This window comes from Alteromonas sp. ABH4_453, assembly GCF_056160665.1.
The window spans coordinates 390,211-411,965 of the sequence record NZ_JBSWXP010000004.1 but is presented as its reverse complement, the minus strand read 5'-3'; the positions used below and the strand labels follow the sequence as shown (position 1 = coordinate 411,965).

Below are 21,755 nucleotides of genomic sequence, written 5' to 3'. Positions count from 1 at the left end.
GTGTGTTTAAGGTACACCTTTTAATCTCAATTAGCTAAATTGCAGCGCCGATAACGTTTATGGCGCGTTTAGCTACATACAAGGAAAGATGATGAAAAAATTAATTTCAGGTTTACTCGTACTATCTGCACTTGCCATTCAAGCGCCAGCGGTTAGTGCTCAACAAGCGGATAGCGAAAATGCTCGGTTTAATCAAGATACAGACCAGCAACAACGTATCGATTTAAACTCAGCGACCGTAGAGCAATTGATCACCCTACCCGGCGTTGGACAATCTAAAGCAAAAGCAATTATTAAATATCGAGAAGAAGTAGGACCGTTTCTTGAAGTCGCACAGCTAACCCAAGTTAAAGGGATTGGCGAAAAGATGCTTAACAAAATAGAAAGCTATGTACAGGTAAGATAGATGAGCTAAAGCGAATAAGCGGTACGCTGGCTCCCCGTATAAAAAATGCGCCGTAAAGGCGCATTTTTTATCGTTTTAAACTATTTGATAGCCCTAGTCTGTTGTTCCCTAATATATAGTACGGGTCAACAAACCCTAATAGAACTATTTTACTACAGAAGCTAAATACTCTTTAAATTCGTCGCCTAACGACGGGTGACGTAACGCATATTCAACATTAGCTTTCATGTAACCCAACTTACTGCCACAGTCATGACTCTTACCTTTCATGTAGTAGGCATCAACTTGTTCAAGTTTCATCAATGCATCAATAGCATCGGTCAGTTGTACTTCACCACCCGCTCCTGGAGGAGTGAACTCTAACAGATCCCAGATTTTTTCTGACAGTACGTATCTTCCTACCACAGCAAGGTCAGAAGGTGCTTCGTCGCGAGGCGGCTTCTCTACCATTTTGTGGATCTTAGCTGACTCACCTGGCGCAATAGCCGCGCCGTCTAGATCTGCGATACCAAATTTAGAAATATCTTCGTCTGGTACCTGCTCAACCATAACCTGACTTACTCGACTGGTGTTAAATTTGGCAACCATGTCTGCAAGGTTATCCTTTTTAGGATTACTTGCTGCATCATCAATGATGACGTCAGGTAATACTACCGCAAATGGCGCATCGCCTATTAATGGGCGCGCGCACAACACGGCGTGCCCCAACCCGTTAGCAACACCCTGACGGATATGCATGATAGTTACATCTTTTGGACAGATTGACTGAACTTCTTCTAACAGTTGGCGTTTTACACGCTTTTCTAGCGTGGCTTCAAGCTCAAAAGAGGTGTCAAAGTGGTTTTCAATGCTGTTTTTACTCGCGTGAGTTACTAGGATAATTTCTTTTAGCCCTGCAGCAACACACTCGCTTACTACATATTGAATCAGCGGCTTATCAACCACTGGTAACATCTCTTTAGGAATGGCTTTTGTTGCTGGAAGCATTCTTGTCCCTAGACCCGCCACAGGGATTACCGCTTTTTTAACCTGACTCATTAGTTAATATCCTTCTTAAAATCCTAATTACACGCTCAAGTCGACATCTCGTCGTCAATTCTTCCTTAAGCTGGTTGTATTCGATGTTGTTATCAAGAGTAATGCAATCGATGTTCCAATTACCCTTTTAGAGCATTAATGTCTTGAAAGTGGGCATTACAGCTTTTAACCACCGTTAAACGCACAAAATTTGGGATAAATAATATCTAATGCACCAAATTAGTGAAAGGGTGACGCGAAAATTTTTCACTGTACCTGCTCGTTAATTAGCGGCACGTTGCCAAATGCCGACGCTATTTAACGATTTTATCGGGTTGAATCGGGCCAGTGCGACGTTTGAAGCCATCTTTGAGCCCTAAACGCATGTATTTGCCTCTCTCATGTCCCTGATCAAAACAAAATCGATTAACAATGTACCTTACGGGTATTGCACAAACATGACGAAGCTTCCAATAAAGTGGAACATAACGACGTCTTGCTAGAATTAATACATTCCGAAATTGGTAGTAGAGCCTAGTGGGTGCCCCTTGCTTAAAGGTAATTCCACACACCTTGACTCTGTCATCGCCCTGTCGATGAGGCATACAGGCGCTAAGCGACTGATAAATAGTCATGCCCTTGGCTCGTGCACGCCAGCACCATTCGTGATCGACGCCGTCAATAAATAGGCCATTCTCTTTTTCTCCTACTCGTTCAAAAGCGTAGCGAGAAAGGAGCATGCCTGAAGCTATTATTTGTTTTACTTCTTTTAAGCTATCAGAAACTTTTTTGCCTTTTTGTAAAACACCTTGGTCAACGCAATCTGAAAATTGACAGTAAATAGATGGGCCTATGGCTGCAATCGAAGCGCTTTCCTCCAAAGTTCTAAACTGCTGCAATAACTCAACGGCAATAGTGGGCGTAAATAAACTATCTTGGTCTAGTAAAAATGCATATTCGACGCCTTTGTCAAAAAGCGTTTTCAAGCCAATATTTTGGGCTTTAGCAATGCCCACATTGGTACCACAATGAATGTATGTGAAACGGGGATCACTAAGGCGGTCGTCAGCACTGGCCGTGTTATCAACGAAAACTAAATCCCACTCAGGCGCGCTAAAAGCCCTAATGACCTCAGAGACGTGACTAAAATCCGGATTATAGAGTATGACGACTACGCCTGTTTTCAATGCTTACCAAACCTCTCTAGTAAGTGACGGTCGAGTTTATACGCTAGTTTCACGACTTTACCGGGCATTAAGCGCAACGACAACACACCGCATGCATAGAAAAAATTATAGGGGGAATATTGCTTTAGCTTGGTTATCGCGTATATCCGCGCTTTGAACTCATTGAGTGACTTACTTAAACCGCGGCGCTTATAAAAATTATTCACTCTTCTAAACTTTAACAAACGGTCCTTTAAATTCCTGAAAATATACCCTTGTGAAGCAAGAGTAATCCAGAAAAAATAGTCTTGAGTGTTAAGTAAGTCACCATTGTATCTGTGCCCATCGAGAAACACATTGTACCGAATAACTACGGTAGGATGATTGAGAGAACAACGCCTTGGTAATATCCGCGTGATCTGCTTGTGAGATGCCGGCATAACCCGTGCTCCGACCTTCTTGCCACTTTCGTTGACTTCAGTCAGCGCTGAGCCTAATACAGAAATATTACTGTGCTTTTTCAGATAAGTGATTTGGCGCAAAAGGCGGTGCTCTTCAGAGATATCGTCTGCGTCCATTCTCACAAAATAAGAGGGGTTAAACTGCAAACCAAAATCGATGGCAGAATTCATACTACTTGCAAGGCCGATATTTTGGCTGTTTTGCGCTAGAACAATTCTATCGTCGTTTTCGGCTGCGCTTTGAAGCACTTGAGTTATAGGCTTAGGCACCGGCCCATCGATGACAATGACGAAAAGAAAATCCGAGTAGGTTTGCTCTAATATGCTTTCAATAGATTCTTGAAGCCATCTAGCATTGTCCGCCTGGTAAACGGCCATGGCGACAATCGATTCAACGTGATTTTTTTTATTTTCGTTATGAATAACAGAGAATTGATTTATCAAGAATTTTTTACCAGCAAAAAGAGTAACAAAGAAAATAAAAGCGCTTTTATGCGCTTCTTTTTTGAAGGTATGTTACAGAGATTTCCCTAAACCCGCCACGGGTTTTACCTAATCTAAGATCTAAACCGCTTAACAAAGCGAAGTACGCTCCAAATATGCTGGATCACAAGACTATAAATCATTAGGAGCACCACGAAACCATAAAACATCACCGCTTCTGGCACGCGATAAACTTCACCCAGTATACCGATTAGGCAATAGCATGCGCCCATCACCAATATAGCTACCAGCGACTGCCTACTACTTAACCCTGCTCGCATGAAAATATTGTGAAGGTGCTGCCTGTCCGGCTTCAACATTGACTGCCCCTTGCGCGCACGGCGATACATGATCGCAGCCATATCCATTAAAGGCAGTCCAACAAGCCACACCGCCGTTATCGGCCTAAACGCAGCCGTATCACCTTGGGTGTGATCAACGAGCAGCCATACAATAGTGAGGCCGACAAACATACTGCCTGCATCACCCATAAATATCTTGTTTCCTTTGAATCCTTTCCAACTTAAATTAAAAGCAAGGAAAGGTACGATTGCGGCGACGATGATAAGCGGCTCCATAATCGACGCGCCATTACCAGTAAAAATCAAAAAGCCTGCAACGGTAAGCAATATAACCAAGCTCATACCACCTGCAAGACCATCGATACCGTCGATCATATTAAATGCGTTGATAATACCAACCACACAAATGATGGTGAAAAAATATCCACCGAGGTCGAGCAGAACTTCGCCTGTGCCAAAGATATTGCCTAATGAAGTAATATAATTTTGTGCGCTCCATGCCATGATGGCGGCCACACCAAATTGACACATAAGGCGACCTTTCGCACTTAGATCAAAGCGATCATCCAGCATACCAAGCAATACCACGAAAGCAGATGCTGTAAAGAAGAGTGGATTGTTCTTCATCCATACATCGGTCGCGACGCTTGCAACAAGTACGGCCATGAATATAGCAACGCCCCCTGTTAACGGGATAATACCTGCGTGGCGTTTACGTGCTGTAGGTTGATCAACTAAGCCAAACTGATGCGCTAAAGGCGTCATCACCACTAAAAGAATTAGGGCTACGAAAAATGCAGTAAAAAGCGGGACGAACTGCAAGTACGCTAGCATAAAACACACAACCTCTCGTCACCGGTTACCGAAACACGCGAGCTTTCCAGACTGACCAATGCACTTGTAAATTTGTTTAAAAAGCTCAATATCGATTCCATATTCGTACAACTTCCATTTCTTCCAGCGCGGTGAGGGTTTATCGTTATAACTATGCGGGTCGAAAACTGCCATATGATATAAAACATTTGTTTAAGTAACCACCCCAATTGCAAAATTATCGTTTCAAAACATTTCGTAATAGTTACAGTTTTAACTACGATTACCACGTACAATTATCACGCTAATTGCCACATGAAGCCGTTTGGTGACATCGCAGTTACTCTCAAATACAAAATCTAGACGTACCACAAGCTAAATTATTTCACTAACTATTAAATTTTCTACTTATTGTGAACTTTCCAATAACAATTTAGTCATTTTGAAGTCTTAAACCGTAGCGCTATTGCGATAGCAAACATGCTTTTTTTAAAACTTATGTTATCCTAGCGCGAAATTGCTATATGGATATGAAGGCTAATGTTCAAACAATTCCAACGTTTAATTTTGCCGTTCGCACTAATTGTGAGCGCAGCAGGGTGTACAAACTCACCTACAGTTACCGAAGCTGACATACCCTTGGTGCACTCTTCCCTTGCATATTCCCTAGCGCCGGAAAAAGAGTCTGCAATAAATATTCCAAAAGCCAATATTTATTTTGATAAAAAAGAATCTTTTTCAATACGCTTTGGTGGCTATGATTACGAAGCCACCAAGCACTACATTTCAGCCACTGGCAATAAGTGTATCCGCTTTTCTTTACAAGACAGTGACTCTGTTCAGACTGATGCACAGCGCAAAGTAACCACTTGCCAGCGGGATGGGCGATGGAAAGTAGTTTCTCCTCTCGTAGTTTCAGCTACCGCGCAAGGTGAATAAGTTAATGAAGTTTATGGATATAAAAAACACAATCAAAACGCTTTCAGTAACAGCGTGTTCAGCAGTAATTGGCTGCTTTTTTTTACAACCTGTTTTCGCACAAAGTGTCGAACAACTACAGCAGCTAAGAGAAAGGGCTCAACAATCGCAAAGCGGAGGCGCTGCGCAGTCAGTCTCTCCTCTTAGTATCTCAACACAGCGAACTTTACCTGGCGCAACGGGTTCAGCAAGTTCTATGGGGCAATTCTCCACACAGCCGCGAAACGGTGTAAATTTACCTGGAGAACCTACTATTGAGACGGTTTTCCCTGCCCAAGCTCCTATGGAAAACCCACCATTTGCTGCAAACCTATTTATTGGTGGATTTGAATCAGAGCGCAGTTCAGGCTTAAACGACAATTACTTAGTAGCACCTGGCGATAAAATAAATATTTGGTTATGGGGCGCGGTTAACTTCTCTAGCGTAGTTACCGTAGATAACCAAGGCAATATTTTTATTCCTAATATTGGCCCTATTCGAGTAGCAAATACACCAGCAGGAAGCGTTAACCAAACGGTTACAGCGAAAATCAGGCAGGTGTATACCAATGATGTGAATGTTTACGTGAACCTTCTCACCTCTACACCGGTGTCTATATTTGTATCAGGGCCAGTGTTACGCCCCGGTCAATATGCCGGCCTTGCCTCGGATAGCGTACTTTATTATTTAAAGCGTGCAGGCGGCATCGACTTCCAGCGTGGCAGTTTTAGGCAAATAGATGTAGTTCGCAACGGCAAGACAGTAGCGACCGCAGACTTGTATGCTTTTTTTAGAAGTGGAAAGCTTCCAGAAGTATCTTTCAAAGATGGCGACACTATTTTAGTGCACCCAATTGGCAACACTATCGTTGTTGAAACCGGAGCTCGCAATAGCTTTACCTTTGAATTTTTAAATGAAGAGCTTAACGGTGGCGTGGTTAATTACTTTGCACGTCCTGGTGAATTTGCATCACACGCTTCAGTATCAGGGGTTCGAAATAATAAACAGTTCGCTCGTTACTTAGATTTAAAAGAATTTGCCTCTTTAGCGTTAAGCGCGGGCGATACGGTTGAATACATTGCCGACTACGAACCTCAAATTTACCGAATCAATGTTGCTGGCGCTTTCGCAGGTGCATCACAAATTATGGTTGATAAAGGTGCACGCCTACTTGACGTGTTAGACCATATTGAAGCTGATACCACGCTTTCTGACACACAAAATATTTACCTACTTAGAGAAAGTGTTGCCGTTAAGCAAAAGGAAATCATTGAAGAAGGTCTACAGCGTCTTGAGAGAAGCATGTATACCGCTCCGATAAGCTCGACTGGTGAAGGTGCTATACGCGCTCAAGAAGCACAGCTTGTCGCAGACTTTATTGCACGAGCAAGGCAAGTCGAACCCCAAGGCCGCGTTGTTGTATCTGAAAATGGCGACATAGCTAATATTTTGCTTGAACCTAACGATACCATTGTCATTCCTGAAGTGACTGACTTGATACATGTAGGCGGTGAAGTACTACTACCACAATCTGTGGTGTTTAACCCAGATGCGACTACTGAAGATTACGTAGCTTGGGCCGGCGGCTTCACTGAGCGCGCTGAAGATGAGCGTATACTTATTGTTCGCAAAAACGGTAATGTTACTTTTTCAAGCGTGAACGACTCATTCCTTTCAAGCGATGAAAGCAAGCTTGAGCCAGGGGATCAGATTATCGTTCTGCCAGCAATTGATACCAAGGTACTACAAGCTGTTAAAGATATTACCCAAATCGTTTATCAAATTGCTATTGCAGCTAACGTCGCTACTGATTAGGCATGGTAACGTTTAAAGATCAGCTCTATGCATGGAGAGGCGTAATTTTTGCGCTTTTTCTGCGGGAGCTTCAAAGTAAATTTAATGATAAGTTTGGGTTGGGATGGGCATTCCTGGAACCTTTTGCGTTTATCTTCGCGCTCTCTTATTTACGTGGTTTAATCAGTGGCGACGATATTCACTCTATACCTCTTTTTCTGTTTATGATGATTGGTATGGTGGGCCTGCAATCTCTGACTACATGCCTACAATCAGTTTCAACGTCCGTGCGAAGAAATAAGCCGCTCTATGCGTTCAGGCAAGTTCAACCTATTTCAGCAATACTTACAGCTGGCTTCCTCGAGTTTTCAGTAAAGGTTGTGGTTGTTGCATTACTATGTCTTGCACTTTACCTGATGGGTGAGACCTTTACGGTAAACGACCCATTGCTGCTGATATCTTTATTTCTACTTTTATGGGTATTCTCTATATCCATTGGGATGATCTTTGCTATTGCTGCCGCATTCGTACCAGAAGTTGATAAAATTAAATCAATGCTGACTCGCCCGTTAATGTTTATTTCGTGCGTATTTTTCAGCTTGCAAGATTTGCCCGAAGAGTATTGGCCGTATCTGACATGGAACCCGCTTGTACATTTCAATGAGCTCGCGCGCTATGCATGCTTCGAGTCCTACGGGACCAAAGGGGTGTCGTTAAGTTTTGTTGTAGAAATTACCATCGCCTTCCTATTTCTAAGCCTTTCGATGTACCACATCACGTGGAAGAGGGTGCTATCTCGATGATCAAAATAGAAAACTTAACCAAGAGCTATCCCAGCAAGATGGGACCTCAGTATATTTTTAAAAATCTAAATTTTGACTTCCCAACCGAGAATAACGTCGCAATTCTAGGTAAAAATGGCGCAGGTAAGTCAACTCTTTTCCGCATGCTAGCTAAGAGTGAATACCCTGACAAAGGCCGCGTTTTAACAAACAAATCTATGTCGTGGCCAGTGGCTCTGCAAACCGGTGTGCACCCGCAAATGACCGGGCGTGAAAACACGCGCTTTGTCGGACGGATCAATAACGTTAAATCCCTCCCAGAATACGAAGAAAAGGTACAACAGTTCGCTGAGTTAGGTAAACGCTTTGATCTTCCCGTTCGCACCTACTCGTCGGGCATGCGTGCCAAATTGGTGTTTGCGTGCTGCATGAATATTAATTTCGATATTTACCTTATCGATGAAGCGACATCGGTAGGCGATCCGCTTTTCAGAAAAAAAGCACGTTTATCGCTTAAGGAAAAAAGCGAGCAGGCCGGCGTTATTATGGTAAGCCATGAACTTGACCAAATTCGGGAGTTCTGTACCTCTGCCGTCATCATTGATGATGGCAGACTCACTTATTATCACGATCTTGAAGAAGGCATCGACGTTTATACGCAGGATGCAGACAATAAGAAATCACTTAAATAGGTTCGAATCACAGTGGAAAAATCTCTTACACAGCTCAATGCCCTTCTAAGCAAACACAAAATGCTTTTGCTTGTACTTCCATGGGTACTTTACGCCGCCTATCTGGTTTTGTGGGCTGCGCCACAATACGAAAGTAAAAGCCAACTTATCGTTAAATCAAGCGATGGCGGCAGCAGCTTTGACCCATCTTCCCTATTGATGGCTGCTGGTGTTTCTGGTGCATCAGGCGGCACAGAAAGTCAGCTTGTAGAAGCTTATATTCAATCTGCCGATATGATTAAGTATCTGGATGGCACGATTGGGCTTCGAGAACACTATATGTCAGGCAAAGCCGACATGTTTAGCGGCCTGTCGTCTTCTCATAAGCAAGAAGACTTTTACCAGTTTTACTTAGACCATATTGAGGTAAGCGTTGATTCAGCGTCTTCCGTAATTAGCCTGCGTACCCGTGCTTTCGACGCTGAATACGCCCAAATAATCAACCAAGCTATTGTTGATAAAGCGGAAGAGTTTATAAATAACATCAACAATAATTTGGCCAAATCGAAGCTCACTTTTGCCAAAGGTGAACATGAGATTGTTGAGCAAAAACTTCAACAAGCAAAAACAGAAATTCTGGGGTTCCAGTCTAAATACAACGTGCTAGACCCTACTGCTGAAGGTGCAGCGTTTCAGCAAATCGCTTTTTCATTGGAAGCGACTCTTGCTCAGAAAAAAGCTGAGTTAAGCACGATGTCGACCATGATGTCTAACGTTGCACCCGAAGTGATTAACATTAAGCGAGAAATAGCTGCGCTACAAAAAGAAGTAGAAAAGCAAAAGGAGCGAATCAGTACTGCTGAAGGGGAAAGTGAAGCTCTGTCAGTCAGTGAGCTTATGGCGCAATACAGCAACCTACAGGTTCAGCTTCAGTTGGCTATTCAAGCATACTCTTCATCGCTTATTACACTAGAAAACGCGCGCGTAGAGGCATATCAAAAATTGCAACACTTGGTAACCGTAGAATCACCTACACTTCCCGATGATAATGCTTACCCAACGGTTATCTATAACCTGGTTCTTTTCGGTGTCTCATTGCTGCTTATTTACGGCATCGTAAGAATTGTAGTGGCTACTATCCGCGAGCTTTAGTACCTCCATCAGTTCAGCGAGCAAACGATTCAATCGACTAAGTCGTTCAAGACTTAGTCGATTGACAATGCTTTAATGAAGTTTGTCGCCCAAATCTTGTGTCTTTGAGCAAGCTCTAGTATAAGAAGCTATCCGCCTTACGGACTACTATCAAAGAGCCTATCCTATAAGTGCTCTACAATAACAACCATAAGCAATATGGAATTAAAATATAATTATGAAATCATCTAACGATACGAGCTTTTTTGGCCATCCAGGGGGCCTAAGAACGCTATTCTTTACAGAAATGTGGGAGCGCATGAGTTACTACGGTATGCGCGCGCTACTTGTGCTTTTCATGACCGCGAGCTTGCAAACCCAAGGGTTGGGCTTTACCGTTGCGACGGCTGGCGCAATCTACGGCCTATACACAGGTGCGGTATATTTCCTAGGCTTACCAGGTGGATGGTTAGCTGACCGCTTGATTGGTGGTAAGAACGCCGTATGGTACGGCGGTATTATCATCTTCGCAGGCCACGTAGTACTCGCCATAGACTTGCAAAACCTTTTCTTCGTAGGTCTTATCCTTGTTGCTTCGGGTACTGGCTTACTAAAACCTAACATTTCTGCGATGGTTGGCCAGCAATATGGCGACGACGATGGCCGTCGTGACAGTGGTTATGCGCTGTATTACATGGGCATTAACATCGGTTCACTCATTGCCTACCTAGTTACCGGTTATTTACAGGAAAACTGGGGCTGGCACTACGCATTTGGTGCAGCTGCCATTGGTATGGCAATCGGCCTAATTCAATATTACTTTAGCAACCGTTCGTTATCGTCAGATTCTGTTGCTCCTGCAAACCCATATCAAGGTGCCGCTAAACAGCGCGCCTGGATGGGCGTTTGGGCTGTGGTTGCCCTTGCTGTTGTGGTCATTGTGCTTGCGCACATGGGCACTATCGTTATTGAGCCAGTTGCCCTTGCTCAACAAGTTGCCGTTGTATTTACCGCCATTTTCTTCCTTTACTTCGGTTTTATTTATTTCAAAGGTCAGCTAAGCGACAACGAGAAGAAGCGCATGTGGGCGCTGTTCTTAGTATGTGTTGCTTCAGCGTGTTTCTGGTCTGGTTTTGAGCAAGCAGGCTCTTCGTTAAACCTATTTGCGCAGAACTACACTGACCGCGTACTTGAAAGCGGCTCGCTACTTACATCTTGGTTCGGGATGGACGCTATTCCAACAGTATGGTTCCAGCTTTCAAACTCGCTATTTATCATTATTTTGTCACCTTTCTTCGCTGCACTTTGGATTAACCTTGCGAAGCGAATGATCGACCCGTCGTACACCATCAAATGTGCTATCGGTATCGTTATTATGGCATCGGGCTTTTTGGTAATGTTTATGGCGTCACAATACGCTGCTCAAGGCCTCAAAGTTGCGCCTATGTGGCTTGTTACAACCTACTTCTTACACACTGTTGGTGAGCTTTGCTTAAGCCCAGTTGCACTAAGCGCCGTAAGTAAGCTTTCGCCTAAGCGTTTTGCAGGGCAAATGATGGGGGTATTTGTACTTACCTACTCTATCGGAAACATCATTGCGGGCTTGCTTTCTGGTAACTTTGATCCAGAGAAGGTTGAGCAAATGCCTGACCTGTATCTTCAAATTGCCTTATTTAGCATTGCCATCGCTATCGTGATTGGTTTAATGAGCTTTAAATCTCGTTTCTGGGAAAAAGCAGGTATTGAAGAAAAGGCGTAATTTATTATTAGCATGTTTTAAGTGCTGACCAATTACCCTACAATAACCGCCGCAACGTAACGTTCCGGCGGTTTTTTTATTTAAGGTTTCGAAATAAAGGCTTAGAGCAAACCAATGAAGTTTTATTTTTCTACAAGAGACATTCCTGCCTTACAAGGTCTCCCTTTAACAGAGCGCGTTAAGTTGCTCGACCAAGCAGCAAAGCGGCTCTCTGTTCCAGAGAAGACTTTACTGAATGTTCTAAAGTTACTCGTTATCGTGCCTGTGTTTGCGTTTATTCTTCAAACCGCGTCAAATTGGACCTCGTTACTGTGGGCTTTTGTGGTATTTTTAGTTTATCCATTGGTTGTAAAACCTATTCAATATTCCATCTGCGCTAAATACATTGCGCAACCGTCGAGCAAGGAGAATGCATGAAGACCATCTTAGTCACTGGTGGTGCAGGCTATATAGGTAGTCACACAGTTTTACAGTTACTTGAACAAAACTACGGTGTTGTTGTACTCGACAACTTAGCTAATTCAAGTGCTGAGTCATTGCGTCGCGTTGAAGCACTGACAGGTAAGTCGGTTGCATTTGTTCAAGGTGACATTCGCGATACCGCCGTGTTAGATGACATATTTAGCGAGCATAATATTTATGCTGTTATTCACTTTGCGGGCTTAAAAGCCGTTGGCGAATCTGTACAAAAGCCCCTTTCGTATTACGAAAACAACGTGTATGGCACGCTGACGCTATGTAAAGCCATGCAGAAGCACAATGTAAAGAATATTGTATTTAGCTCCTCTGCTACGGTTTACGGCGACCCAGCATCGCTACCGCTACGCGAAGACATGGCCACAGGCCAACCGACTAATCCTTATGGTATGTCGAAGCTTATGGTTGAACATATGCTTAGCGATCTTTACGTGTCGGACAACGAGTGGAACATTGTATTACTTCGCTACTTTAACCCAGTGGGTGCGCATGAGTCAGGTCAAATTGGCGAAGATCCTAACGGTATTCCGAACAACTTAATGCCTTATATCTCTCAGGTAGCTACCGGTAAGCTAGAGCAGCTAAGCGTGTTTGGTGACGACTACGATACCGTTGATGGCACAGGCGTTCGCGACTACATTCATGTTGTAGACCTTGCCAATGGTCACTTAAAAGCGCTCGATCGTCTGAACCTCAACATGGGCTTGGACAAATACAACCTGGGTACTGGCCAGGGCTATTCAGTCATCGAAATGATCAAGGCTTTTGAAAAAGGTTCGGGGAAAACCGTATCATATAAGATTGCACCGCGCAGAAACGGCGATGTGGCAGCCTGTTATGCCGATCCGACTAAAGCTGCTACAGAGCTCAACTGGCATGCTGAAAAAGGTTTAGAAGACATGTGTGCAGACACATGGAACTGGCAGTCGCAAAACCCGATGGGCTACCCAAAGGACTAGCTTGTTATTTGAACGCTGCCAATAGGCTTGTTCACATACCAAGAATAACAAAGCCATGCTGTTGAGCATGGCTTTTTTGTTTGAGCATTATAGCTAGGGTGACGTTGAGGTTGAGATTAGATAATACTAAATAACCCCTTCCCCCGAATTTTACCCGAATTCGTCCTATTTATTACTCTACTCTCTAATTGCCGTCTTTCGACTTAGAGTCTTTTTCTTTTAGCTTAGCTTTCTCACTGTCATAAGCAGGCGCATCTTCTGAATCTGTAGTCTCTTCGACAGCTTCCTCTGACGCTTCTTCATAGCTATCAAAGTCGCTGCCTTCCAGCATGGCTTCGAAATCAGCAAAGTCATCTAGCTGCTCTTCATCTATCGCTTTGTCACCACTTTTGCCATCAGTAACGCGGAATTCTAGATTCTCAAAATAAGCATTTTTTACGAAAGCATAATCGTCAACTGACTGCTCTAGCTGCGCTTCTTGATCGAGTAATTGCGCTCTTGTTTCAAGTACCGAAATACCGATACGCGCTAAGTTTACAGAGCCTTCAAGTAACGACATTGGAAACGCAAAACCGTCAACATAATCACCGGTAAAGCTTCGCGGATCGCTTGGGCCTAAAAACGGCAGCATTAAGAAAGGCCCAGTATCTAATCCCCATACAGCTAGAGTTTCACCAAACTGCTCGCGTTTACGCTCAATGCCAATTTTTGACGCGACATCAAACGTGCCAACTAACCCTACTGTGGTGTTAATTAAAAAACGAGCCAAGCTATCTAAGCCATCATCAACCTTGCCTTGAAACATATTATTCAAAAAGTTCGCAGGCTCTTGTAGGTTGTCCGTGATGTTCACCAAACCAGTTCGCGCAGGCTGAGGCATCACAGTCACGTAGGTAACTGTAATAGGGCGCAAGATGTAGGCATCCAACACATCCCAGTTAAAGTTCCAAATCTCACGGTTAACCGGTTCAAGTGGATCCCGTGGGTCCGATGTGTCCACTACAGCAGCGTTTGAATTAGCCTCCTGCGATTGAGGCAGCGCATTGTTGGTCGCACAGCCACCTAGAAAACCTGCGGCAATAATCAACCCGGTCGCGAGTGATTTAGACAAGTCCATACTTATAATTCCTTATCAATAATAATGCTTAGTGAAGATAGCTGATTGGCAGCAACGCTTGCATTCACACTTCCCTGCCATTCTCCCTGAGCTACCGCCACATTGCCATCTTCCGATAGCCTTGCGGTAACCACTACATCAGAAAGCGCAGCAAGTGTAAACTGTGGCATCATAGCGTTTTCGGTAGTTAATGTTACAGAAACCGGAAAGTCACCTATTGGCAACTTAACCACTGCAGCAGGCATTCTATTATCTGAGCTGGCATCTTGAGCAAACACAATTAAAAAGCCTTCTTTAGGCGCGTTTTCTTTAGCGTTATCGGATAAATTAACGGTGATAGTAAAACCAGTAACGGCCTCCTTGTTATCGCCTTGTACATCCGTCTTACCCGTAGGTTCTGCATTAGAGCTTTGCAACGCTACCATTTCGCTGGTATTTCCCTCTAGTTCTTTTATGCGTACAACCAAACGCTGGGCCATGTCGCTATCTGCTGGTAATTTTCCTTCAACTTGTTGATAAAAACGGCGGGTATTAGCAAGGTCACCAAGTTGAGCCGACACCACTGCCATCATAAGCGCGAGATTATCATTCTCAGGGTTATCATTAAGCAAGCCTAATAAGATAGATTGTGCTCGTTCCAGATTGTTTACATCACCTGTGGTCATCAAAGCCTGAGCTAGCGTAATGCGATTCGCAGCGTTAGACGGCGCCAAGCTCACTGCTTTATCGATAGCTTCAATGGCCTGTACTTCTTGGCCAATACTCAGCATTAATCTGCCAAAATACATCCAACCGGTGTCGTCTTCGGGCTCTTCTCGCAAACGCTGACGTATAGCAAGAGCTAGACTAGCAATGTCTTGTTGTGTCAGGTTATTCGCATTACCGCTGGCAAGCTGTTGACTCAATTCGGGTAGCGCATCAATAGCCTGCTGGGCTTTAGCAACACGTTCCATTTGGTTAACTTGCGAGTACACAATTGCTCCGCATACCAATGCAAGTAGACCACCTATTGCCAGCGGCAATTTAGCATTACCCGTTTTATGAGATTGAAATGCACTTTCATCCACTAGTGCCAGTTTAAGCTCATCAACCGCCTGGCGCTTGTCGTGCTCGCTAATAAGCCCTTCTTGCACTTCACGGTCAAGTTCGGCAAGGCGCTGCCTAACAATTTGCGTATTGCTTAAACTGTCTTGTTTTGCGTGGTTTTTATTACGCAACCATGGGAAAGCGATAATTAAAAGAACAAGCGTGATCAAGCCTGAAACAATGATATAAAACTCAGACCAACTCATTCTTTTTCTCGCTCCAACATTTCATCTGCTTTGGCTAACTTAGCGGCCATATCTTCTGGTGGTGTTACCGATTTGCGGCGAATCACCACAATAAGGGCAATAAAAATAAACAAGACAGGACCAGCCCAAAGCCACAAGGTCGCAGCCGTAACCGGCGGTTGATAATGCACAAAATCGCCATAGCGCGACTTCATAAAATCAATCACCTCCTGCTCTGTTTTGCCTTGCTTTAATAGTGCGTATACTTTTCGGCGCATGTCGTGCGCAATCATAGCGTCGCTATCAGCAATATTCTGGTTTTGACACATAGGGCAACGCAGTTCAGCGGTAAGTTTTAGAAAGCTCTCACGTTGTGCTGAAGTGTCGAAGGTAAATTTATCTTTCGCGGCGTGTACCGAGAAAGGGCCAATTACCAGCAAAAGGGCAAAAAAACTAGACACTAGCGTTTTGAAAACGGAAAATTTGAAAGTTAAATTGTCAGCATCACGTACATCTGAATCAACCTCATAGGCTCCACAAGGTATATGGGCAGCATTTCTAGCTAACATCCTCACTCACCTCCTTGAACACTTGGGGCGTCACTCATTACAGCATCAACGTCCACTTTCCTATCTTTACTAACTTTGCCAGACGCTTCGGCAACTAGCTTATAGTAAAGCGGCCCAACTTTTGAATTCCAAACACGCTCGTTAATATCGCCTATGTGGTGCATACGAATAATGCCTTCAGCGTCTATAACAAAGTGTTCTGGCGCACCTGTTACTCCAAGGTCGAGCGACGTATCGCGATAAATATCGAAGATATTATACGCGTAAGGGTTACCATAGCGGCTAAGCATGTTGGTGACTTCTTGCTGAACGCGACTGAGTGTTTTTGTGCCAAAGTCTGGGTCTAAATCCTGATCGAAATACAAACCCACAATGTGAACGTTTTGTTCGTTCTTTAGCTGAGTAAGGTACGGCATTTCGACAGCGCAGGTCACGCACCATACACCCCATACATTTAAGATAGTCACCTTTCCTTTTAAATCTTCTGGGGTATAGGTGATATCTGGCTGCATAAGATCTGGCAGTGAGAATGCAGGTAATGTTTTATCTTGAACTTGAGAGTCTAGCTCTCTAGGGTCAGAAAAAAGCCCTTTAAACAGAAAGATGACCAGCAAAGAAAACAACACTAACGGAATAGCAACGAGTGGTGCTTTTTTCATTATGCACCTCCTTTCACTGATGCATTTGACGGAGTGGATACTTGACCTCGAGATTGCTCAGCGTCGTTTTCACCTTTGCCACCAAACACTCGCTTAATATTTTTCACCTTTGCCATACGATAACGCTTGTCGCTAATGGAGAAAATACCGCCTATCGCCATTACTACTGCGCCAGCCCATAGCCAGATAACAAACGGTTTAATGTAAATACGAATGGCCCACGCACCGTTGTCTAGCGGTTCACCCATAGCAATAAATAAGTCTCGTGCTAGGTTTGAATGGATAGCCGCTTCTGTCATTGGCATACGCTGAACAATATACAAACGTTTCTCAGGCTCTAAATGCGCTATTTGTTCGCCGTTTTTATAAACGTCGAATACGCCTTTGTCCGCTTCAAAGTTCGGGCCTTGTACTTTACGTACGTCTTTGAAGTTAAAATCATAACCACCTAGAGAAACCGTATCGCCAATGTCCATGCGCACATCCCGCTCCATTTCGTAGTTTGAAACAAGAGTAATACCGATGATACAAATAGCGAAGCCCACATGCCCTAACACCATGCCCCAATGGCTTGGCGTAAGTTTGCGAAGCTTAGCTATTACTGATGCATTATCAGAGTTACTTGAAGGCATCGCTGATAAACGCTGCATGACCTCTTGCACTGTGGTGACGAGGATCCAAAACACTAAGACCATGCCCAACACGCCCATGTAAGTTGGCTCGTCGTAGGCAAAGTTCACTAGTACACCTGCGCTTAGCGCAATACCGCCAGCGATTAAAAGCTGTTTTTGTAATTCACTGGCTTTTTGCTGTTTCCAGCGGGTAAGCGGGCCAAGACCTAGCATTAGTACAAATGGCACAATCAATAAGGTGAACATTTGATTGAAGAACGGAGCGCCTACCGAAATACTGCCTAGACCTAACTCTTTATGTACAAGTGGCAGTAGGGTACCGAGAAGAACAACTAATGTTGCTGCGCACAAGAAGACATTATTACCCATTAACAACACTTCACGGGAAAACGCTTGATAGCGGCCTGGGCTTTTAAGTGAAGCTGCACGCATAGCGTAAAGCAGCAAGCCAAAGCCACTAAGTACAATCAATATTCCCAGTATAAATAAGCCTCGGGTAGGATCGCTTGCAAACGAGTGCACCGAAACTATGACCCCGGAACGTACTAAGAAGGTGCCAAGTAAACTCAAACTAAATGCGGCAATAGCAAGTAGTACGGTCCACGACTTAAACGCCTTTCGCTTTTCGGTTACGGCTAGCGAGTGCATTAGCGCAGTACCGACCAACCAAGGCATGAAAGAGGCGTTTTCTACTGGATCCCAGAACCACCAGCCACCCCAGCCAAGTTCGTAATACGCCCACCAGCTGCCTAACGCAATGCCTACAGTGAGAAACGCCCACGCTGAGATAACCCAGGGCCTTGACCAGCGCGCCCAGGTTGAATCTAACTGACCCGAAATAAGCGCAGAAATAGCAAAAGCGAAAGCGACAGAAAAGCCTACATAGCCCATATAAAGCATAGGCGGATGAATGATCATACCAAAATCTTGCAGCAGTGGGTTAAGATCCCGTCCGTCAACCGGGAAAAACGGCAGCATGCTGTTAAACGGGTTTGAGGTAAGCAGCATAAATAAATAAAAGCCAATGCCTACCATGCCTAATACCGACAGTACTCTAGCGACCATAGCAAGAGGTATCCCCTTACTGAATATTGCCACTGCCACTGTCCAAATTGAAAGCATCAGCACCCACAGCAGAAATGAGCCTTCATGACCGCCCCATACAGCGGTAATTTTATAATAGATAGGAAGCCGGCTATTTGAATGCTGCGCAACGTAAGCCACGCTAAAGTCATCGGTAACAAACGCGTAGGTCAAGCACACATAGGCAATAAGCGTAAACGTAAACAAGCCAATGGCTAATGGCTTGGCTGTAGCCATTAAAGTTTCATGCTGACGATGCGCCCCCCATAGAGGATAAACGGCTAATAAAATAGACAATACTAACGCTAGCGTTAGCGCTATATTTCCAATCTCAGGCACCATAAATTATTTGCCTCCAGTGCCGTTAGACGACTCGTAGGAAGGCATATTGTCAGGTTTAACGTGTTTAATACCCTTCATTTTTTCAGCTAGTTCAGGCGGCATGTATTCTTCATCGTGCTTCGCCAGCACTTCCTGCGCTTTGATATTTTTATCGCCGGTAAGTACCCCTGTTGCCACAATGCCCTGCCCTTCGCGGAACAAATCAGGCAGGATACCGGTATAGGTTACGGTAACCGTTGGGCCAGTATCGATAAGGTCAAAGCTCACCGCTAAGCTTTCTTGATCCCTTTTCACACTACCTGGTACCACCATACCGCCTATACGAAGACGCTGGCCGACCTGCGGTTTCTGGCCGTTTTTACCTTCAATAATTTCGCTGGGCGTATAAAAAAGGTCAATACTGTCGTTTAGAGCGTAAAGCATCAATCCAATCGCACTTACTACTAAAAAACCGATAATTCCTACTACGGTCAATCGCTGCTTTCGTCTCGGGTTCATGCAACTCTCACTTCGAAAAAACTAATAAACGATAAAAACGCAAATGAATGCTAAGTTCACTTTTCGCATTAACACTACATGCTGTCTTGCTGTTGTTGTCGCGCTTTTTTAATTCGCGCTTTGCGCTCTTGTTCCACTACAACCTGCTTTAAGAGGGTGCTGTGCTTAATAAAACTCTGAATGGCGATAATGCCCATTGCTAAGAACGTAACGCCAAACGAAAGCCATACATAAAATGCATAGCCGCCCATATTTAAAAAATCGGCAAAGGAGTCAAACTGCATGTTAACTGCCCTCTTTTAAATTGACGTTAGGTGAGCCATTGGTCTGTTTCGACACTTTCGCTGTTGCCAAGGCTTGTACCCAAGGTCTGTGCAACTCTCGCAACACGATTTCATTACGTAAACGCACTGTCGTTACCGCGCCGATAAAAAGCGCGAAACCCAGCAAGTTGATTAACAGCGGCCACAGCATTTCAGGAGCAATCGAAGGATTGTCGAACTTACTAATGGTCGCACCTTGGTGCAACGTGTTCCACCACTCTACCGAGTAGTGGATAATGGGGATATTTACTACGCCTACAAGCGCCATTACACCCGCGGCTTTGCCCGCCTGTTGCTTATCTTCAAACGCACCGTAAAGTGCAATCACGCCCATGTACAAGAAAAGCAGAATAAGCTCTGAAGTTAGGCGTGCATCCCACACCCACCAAGCGCCCCACATTGGCTTGCCCCAGGCGGCGCCGGTGAACAGAGCGACAAACGTCATTACTGCACCAACTGGCGCCATAGCAATCATGCTCATATAGGCAGTGCGCCACTGCCACACCATTCCCACCAAGGCAGCAATCGCCATGGCTACATAAGTGCCCATAGACAAAATGGCGCTAGGTACGTGAATGTAAATAATTCTGAATGAATCGCCTTGTTGATAATCTTGAGGCGCAAATGCCAGCCCCCACACGGTACCAATGCTTAAACACACTAAAGCACCAACCCAAAACCAAGGCTGTAAAGTTAAACAAAGCTGGTAGGCTCGCTCTGTTTTTGCGTAGGGGTGTAACCACTTCCACATTAGTTTTGACTCACTTTTAAAGAATACGCGATGGCAAACGGTGCCAATGCCGCAGCCAATAAAAGCATGGCCGCAATAATAGCAAGTTGCGCATGATAAGGTAATTGCAGTGCGGCAGAATCCACAGCCGACGTGGCAAATATCAGTAACGGTATAAAGACAGGGATAAGTAGCAGTGCCAACAACACCCCGCCTTTTTGCAATCCAACGGTAAGCCCTACCGCAATAGCACCGATTAAGGACAGTAATGGCGTGCCCAATAACAAGGTTAAGACAAGGGCGATATACATATCGACCGTTAAATTCAAAAACATGGCTAATAGCGGAGATAAGAGCAATAACGGCACGAAGCTAACCAGCCAATGGGCAGCCACTTTCACTGCGCTCACCGCCGACAACGCCATACCAGAAAGCATATACTGTTCTAGCGACCCATCTTGAAAGTCATCGCGAAACAGCCTTTCCATCGCCATGAGCGATGACAAAATCGCCGCAATCCATATTACCCCTGGCCCAATGCGCTGAAGGGTGTCGGGAGACGGGCTTACACCTAAAGGAAATAAGGTTACCACCATTAGTAAAAACATTAGTGGCTGCACCAATTCCGCTTTTTGCTTGAACGCAATGTGCATATCGCGTTTAAAAATACCTTGATAAAGTGACATTAAAAGCGGTACTCCAAATCGAATACACGGTGTTTCCCTGCAGTTTCTGACAGGGGTTGATGCGAAGTAGTAATAATAAGACCGCCTCGACCAACGTGCTCATTCATACTTTTTTCAAGCATGTGAACCCCTTTTACATCAAGCGCTGTGAACGGTTCGTCCAGAATCCACACCTTTGCTGGCTTAAGCCATAACCTTGATAGCGCCACACGACGCTGTTGACCGGCCGACAAATACCTAACAGGCACATCTTCAAGCCCAACTAGTCCCACTTTTGCTAAAACGTCATACAGCGTATTTTCTTGCATCGATATACTGTGTTGGGCTAACCAAAACGATAAGTTATCCAAGGCTGAAAGGCTGCCGTTAGTACCGCTCTTGTGCCCCAAATAGAAAAGATCGCGATAATAGCCGGTTTTGTCTTCGGAAATGTTTACACCGTTATATAAAACGGCGCCCGACTCAGGTGCACTCAACCCAGTTAATATGCGAAGTAAGCTGGTTTTCCCAGCACCGTTAGGACCGCGTAAATACAGCAACTCACCGGGTTCGACAACCAGTGAAAGCCCTTCAAAAAGGGTTCTATCTCGTTTGCTGCAGGTTAATCCGCGCGCCTCTAACACTACTTGGCTACTCCAACCTTAAAAAGAGGTTCTAAAAAATGGC

General features: G+C 44.5%; 23 protein-coding genes. 9 read left to right on the top strand and 14 right to left on the bottom strand.

All coding sequences use genetic code 11. The features are described 5' to 3' along the window. Nucleotides 1-91 precede the first annotated feature (91 nt). Nucleotides 92-406, top strand: a complete 315-nt coding sequence (locus ACXAGV_RS10550) for a ComEA family DNA-binding protein (protein ID WP_474873211.1) — start codon at nucleotides 92-94, stop codon at nucleotides 404-406. A 144-nt stretch (nucleotides 407-550) separates the two neighbouring features. On the opposite strand, the gene galU is transcribed toward ACXAGV_RS10550, so the two are convergent. From galU to wecA, 4 genes are all read right to left on the bottom strand, one after another. Then, entirely contained in the window at nucleotides 551-1,444 is an 894-nt protein-coding gene (galU, locus tag ACXAGV_RS10545) for a UTP--glucose-1-phosphate uridylyltransferase GalU (RefSeq protein WP_014975843.1), read from the bottom strand. A gap of 293 nt (nucleotides 1,445-1,737) precedes the next feature. Continuing rightward, complete coding sequence (locus ACXAGV_RS10540) at nucleotides 1,738-2,610, bottom strand: glycosyltransferase family 2 protein (protein ID WP_474873210.1); 873 nt, start codon at nucleotides 2,608-2,610, stop codon at nucleotides 1,738-1,740. Then, the gene (locus ACXAGV_RS10535) at nucleotides 2,607-3,494 is read right to left on the bottom strand and encodes a glycosyltransferase (RefSeq protein WP_474873209.1); all 888 of its coding nucleotides are present in this window, start codon (nucleotides 3,492-3,494) and stop codon (nucleotides 2,607-2,609) included. The genes ACXAGV_RS10540 and ACXAGV_RS10535 overlap by 4 nt, the downstream gene beginning before the upstream one ends. A 113-nt stretch (nucleotides 3,495-3,607) precedes the next feature. Further along, complete coding sequence (wecA, locus tag ACXAGV_RS10530) at nucleotides 3,608-4,669, bottom strand: UDP-N-acetylglucosamine--undecaprenyl-phosphate N-acetylglucosaminephosphotransferase (protein WP_474873208.1); 1,062 nt, start codon at nucleotides 4,667-4,669, stop codon at nucleotides 3,608-3,610. Between the two features lie 519 nt (nucleotides 4,670-5,188). Between wecA and ACXAGV_RS10525 the strand changes: the two genes are divergently transcribed. The 8 genes from ACXAGV_RS10525 to galE all read left to right on the top strand — a co-directional run bounded on the left by ACXAGV_RS10525 (nucleotide 5,189) and on the right by galE (nucleotide 13,179). Beyond that, nucleotides 5,189-5,587 carry a hypothetical protein gene (locus tag ACXAGV_RS10525; RefSeq protein ID WP_474873207.1) on the top strand — a complete coding sequence of 133 codons (399 nt, stop codon included), beginning with the start codon at nucleotides 5,189-5,191 and terminating at the stop codon, nucleotides 5,585-5,587. A 4-nt stretch (nucleotides 5,588-5,591) separates the two neighbouring features. Next, entirely contained in the window at nucleotides 5,592-7,421 is a 1,830-nt protein-coding gene (locus tag ACXAGV_RS10520) for a polysaccharide biosynthesis/export family protein (protein ID WP_474873206.1), read from the top strand. A gap of 2 nt (nucleotides 7,422-7,423) precedes the next feature. Continuing rightward, on the top strand, nucleotides 7,424-8,203 hold the full coding sequence (locus ACXAGV_RS10515; RefSeq protein WP_269918827.1) for an ABC transporter permease: 780 nt from the start codon (nucleotides 7,424-7,426) through the stop codon (nucleotides 8,201-8,203). After that, the gene (locus ACXAGV_RS10510; RefSeq protein WP_474873205.1) at nucleotides 8,200-8,874 is read left to right on the top strand and encodes an ABC transporter ATP-binding protein; all 675 of its coding nucleotides are present in this window, start codon (nucleotides 8,200-8,202) and stop codon (nucleotides 8,872-8,874) included. Before ACXAGV_RS10515 ends, ACXAGV_RS10510 begins: the two co-directional genes overlap by 4 nt. Nucleotides 8,875-8,886: 12 nt before the next feature. Next, nucleotides 8,887-10,005, top strand: coding sequence for a KpsE/RkpR family capsule polysaccharide export protein (locus ACXAGV_RS10505; RefSeq protein WP_474873204.1), 1,119 nt, complete (start codon nucleotides 8,887-8,889; stop codon nucleotides 10,003-10,005). Nucleotides 10,006-10,222: 217 nt separating this feature from the next. After that, nucleotides 10,223-11,743 carry a peptide MFS transporter gene (locus tag ACXAGV_RS10500; protein ID WP_474873203.1) on the top strand — a complete coding sequence of 507 codons (1,521 nt, stop codon included), beginning with the start codon at nucleotides 10,223-10,225 and terminating at the stop codon, nucleotides 11,741-11,743. A gap of 114 nt (nucleotides 11,744-11,857) precedes the next feature. Further along, the gene (locus ACXAGV_RS10495; RefSeq protein ID WP_474873202.1) at nucleotides 11,858-12,160 is read left to right on the top strand and encodes a DUF6170 family protein; all 303 of its coding nucleotides are present in this window, start codon (nucleotides 11,858-11,860) and stop codon (nucleotides 12,158-12,160) included. Further along, complete coding sequence (galE, locus tag ACXAGV_RS10490; protein ID WP_474873201.1) at nucleotides 12,157-13,179, top strand: UDP-glucose 4-epimerase GalE; 1,023 nt, start codon at nucleotides 12,157-12,159, stop codon at nucleotides 13,177-13,179. Before ACXAGV_RS10495 ends, galE begins: the two co-directional genes overlap by 4 nt. 184 nt (nucleotides 13,180-13,363) lie before the next feature. Here the strand turns inward: galE and ACXAGV_RS10485 are convergent, their stop codons facing one another. The 10 genes from ACXAGV_RS10485 to ccmA form a co-directional block, all read right to left on the bottom strand. Then, a complete protein-coding gene (locus ACXAGV_RS10485) occupies nucleotides 13,364-14,296 on the bottom strand; it encodes an MlaA family lipoprotein (RefSeq protein WP_474873200.1) in 933 nt (310 codons plus the stop codon). A 2-nt stretch (nucleotides 14,297-14,298) separates the two neighbouring features. Next, nucleotides 14,299-15,588, bottom strand: coding sequence for a c-type cytochrome biogenesis protein CcmI (gene ccmI / locus ACXAGV_RS10480; RefSeq protein ID WP_474873199.1), 1,290 nt, complete (start codon nucleotides 15,586-15,588; stop codon nucleotides 14,299-14,301). Then, the gene (locus ACXAGV_RS10475) at nucleotides 15,585-16,136 is read right to left on the bottom strand and encodes a cytochrome c-type biogenesis protein (protein WP_474873198.1); all 552 of its coding nucleotides are present in this window, start codon (nucleotides 16,134-16,136) and stop codon (nucleotides 15,585-15,587) included. The genes ccmI and ACXAGV_RS10475 overlap by 4 nt, the downstream gene beginning before the upstream one ends. 2 nt (nucleotides 16,137-16,138) lie before the next feature. Continuing rightward, nucleotides 16,139-16,795 (bottom strand): redoxin family protein, encoded by a 657-nt coding sequence (locus ACXAGV_RS10470; RefSeq protein WP_474873197.1) that lies wholly within the window; start codon nucleotides 16,793-16,795, stop codon nucleotides 16,139-16,141. Then, nucleotides 16,795-18,852, bottom strand: a complete 2,058-nt coding sequence (locus tag ACXAGV_RS10465) for a heme lyase CcmF/NrfE family subunit (protein WP_474873196.1) — start codon at nucleotides 18,850-18,852, stop codon at nucleotides 16,795-16,797. The genes ACXAGV_RS10470 and ACXAGV_RS10465 overlap by 1 nt, the downstream gene beginning before the upstream one ends. A gap of 3 nt (nucleotides 18,853-18,855) precedes the next feature. Next, complete coding sequence (ccmE, locus tag ACXAGV_RS10460) at nucleotides 18,856-19,350, bottom strand: cytochrome c maturation protein CcmE (RefSeq protein WP_474873195.1); 495 nt, start codon at nucleotides 19,348-19,350, stop codon at nucleotides 18,856-18,858. Between the two features lie 74 nt (nucleotides 19,351-19,424). Next, a complete protein-coding gene (ccmD, locus tag ACXAGV_RS10455; RefSeq protein WP_474827452.1) occupies nucleotides 19,425-19,634 on the bottom strand; it encodes a heme exporter protein CcmD in 210 nt (69 codons plus the stop codon). A gap of 1 nt (nucleotide 19,635) precedes the next feature. Beyond that, nucleotides 19,636-20,424 (bottom strand): heme ABC transporter permease, encoded by a 789-nt coding sequence (locus ACXAGV_RS10450; RefSeq protein WP_474827454.1) that lies wholly within the window; start codon nucleotides 20,422-20,424, stop codon nucleotides 19,636-19,638. Continuing rightward, nucleotides 20,424-21,089 carry a heme exporter protein CcmB gene (ccmB, locus tag ACXAGV_RS10445; protein WP_474827456.1) on the bottom strand — a complete coding sequence of 222 codons (666 nt, stop codon included), beginning with the start codon at nucleotides 21,087-21,089 and terminating at the stop codon, nucleotides 20,424-20,426. Before ccmB ends, ACXAGV_RS10450 begins: the two co-directional genes overlap by 1 nt. After that, nucleotides 21,089-21,712 carry a cytochrome c biogenesis heme-transporting ATPase CcmA gene (ccmA, locus tag ACXAGV_RS10440; protein WP_474873194.1) on the bottom strand — a complete coding sequence of 208 codons (624 nt, stop codon included), beginning with the start codon at nucleotides 21,710-21,712 and terminating at the stop codon, nucleotides 21,089-21,091. Before ccmA ends, ccmB begins: the two co-directional genes overlap by 1 nt. Nucleotides 21,713-21,755 lie beyond the last annotated feature (43 nt).

Excerpts from the sequence above, each read along its gene's own strand:
- ACXAGV_RS10550 (WP_474873211.1), top strand. The coding sequence starts at position 92 with ATGAAAAAATTAATTTCAGGTTTACTCGTACTATCTGCACTTGCCATT.
- galU (WP_014975843.1), bottom strand. The coding sequence starts at position 1,444 with ATGAGTCAGGTTAAAAAAGCGGTAATCCCTGTGGCGGGTCTAGGGACA.
- wecA (WP_474873208.1), bottom strand. The coding sequence starts at position 4,669 with ATGCTAGCGTACTTGCAGTTCGTCCCGCTTTTTACTGCATTTTTCGTA.
- ACXAGV_RS10525 (WP_474873207.1), top strand. The coding sequence starts at position 5,189 with ATGTTCAAACAATTCCAACGTTTAATTTTGCCGTTCGCACTAATTGTG.
- ACXAGV_RS10520 (WP_474873206.1), top strand. The coding sequence starts at position 5,592 with ATGAAGTTTATGGATATAAAAAACACAATCAAAACGCTTTCAGTAACA.
- ACXAGV_RS10515 (WP_269918827.1), top strand. The coding sequence starts at position 7,424 with ATGGTAACGTTTAAAGATCAGCTCTATGCATGGAGAGGCGTAATTTTT.
- ACXAGV_RS10510 (WP_474873205.1), top strand. The coding sequence starts at position 8,200 with ATGATCAAAATAGAAAACTTAACCAAGAGCTATCCCAGCAAGATGGGA.
- ACXAGV_RS10500 (WP_474873203.1), top strand. The coding sequence starts at position 10,223 with ATGAAATCATCTAACGATACGAGCTTTTTTGGCCATCCAGGGGGCCTA.
- ACXAGV_RS10495 (WP_474873202.1), top strand. The coding sequence starts at position 11,858 with ATGAAGTTTTATTTTTCTACAAGAGACATTCCTGCCTTACAAGGTCTC.
- galE (WP_474873201.1), top strand. The coding sequence starts at position 12,157 with ATGAAGACCATCTTAGTCACTGGTGGTGCAGGCTATATAGGTAGTCAC.
- ACXAGV_RS10485 (WP_474873200.1), bottom strand. The coding sequence starts at position 14,296 with ATGGACTTGTCTAAATCACTCGCGACCGGGTTGATTATTGCCGCAGGT.
- ccmI (WP_474873199.1), bottom strand. The coding sequence starts at position 15,588 with ATGAGTTGGTCTGAGTTTTATATCATTGTTTCAGGCTTGATCACGCTT.
- ACXAGV_RS10475 (WP_474873198.1), bottom strand. The coding sequence starts at position 16,136 with ATGTTAGCTAGAAATGCTGCCCATATACCTTGTGGAGCCTATGAGGTT.
- ACXAGV_RS10470 (WP_474873197.1), bottom strand. The coding sequence starts at position 16,795 with ATGAAAAAAGCACCACTCGTTGCTATTCCGTTAGTGTTGTTTTCTTTG.
- ACXAGV_RS10465 (WP_474873196.1), bottom strand. The coding sequence starts at position 18,852 with ATGGTGCCTGAGATTGGAAATATAGCGCTAACGCTAGCGTTAGTATTG.
- ccmE (WP_474873195.1), bottom strand. The coding sequence starts at position 19,350 with ATGAACCCGAGACGAAAGCAGCGATTGACCGTAGTAGGAATTATCGGT.
- ccmD (WP_474827452.1), bottom strand. The coding sequence starts at position 19,634 with ATGCAGTTTGACTCCTTTGCCGATTTTTTAAATATGGGCGGCTATGCA.
- ACXAGV_RS10450 (WP_474827454.1), bottom strand. The coding sequence starts at position 20,424 with ATGTGGAAGTGGTTACACCCCTACGCAAAAACAGAGCGAGCCTACCAG.
- ccmB (WP_474827456.1), bottom strand. The coding sequence starts at position 21,089 with ATGTCACTTTATCAAGGTATTTTTAAACGCGATATGCACATTGCGTTC.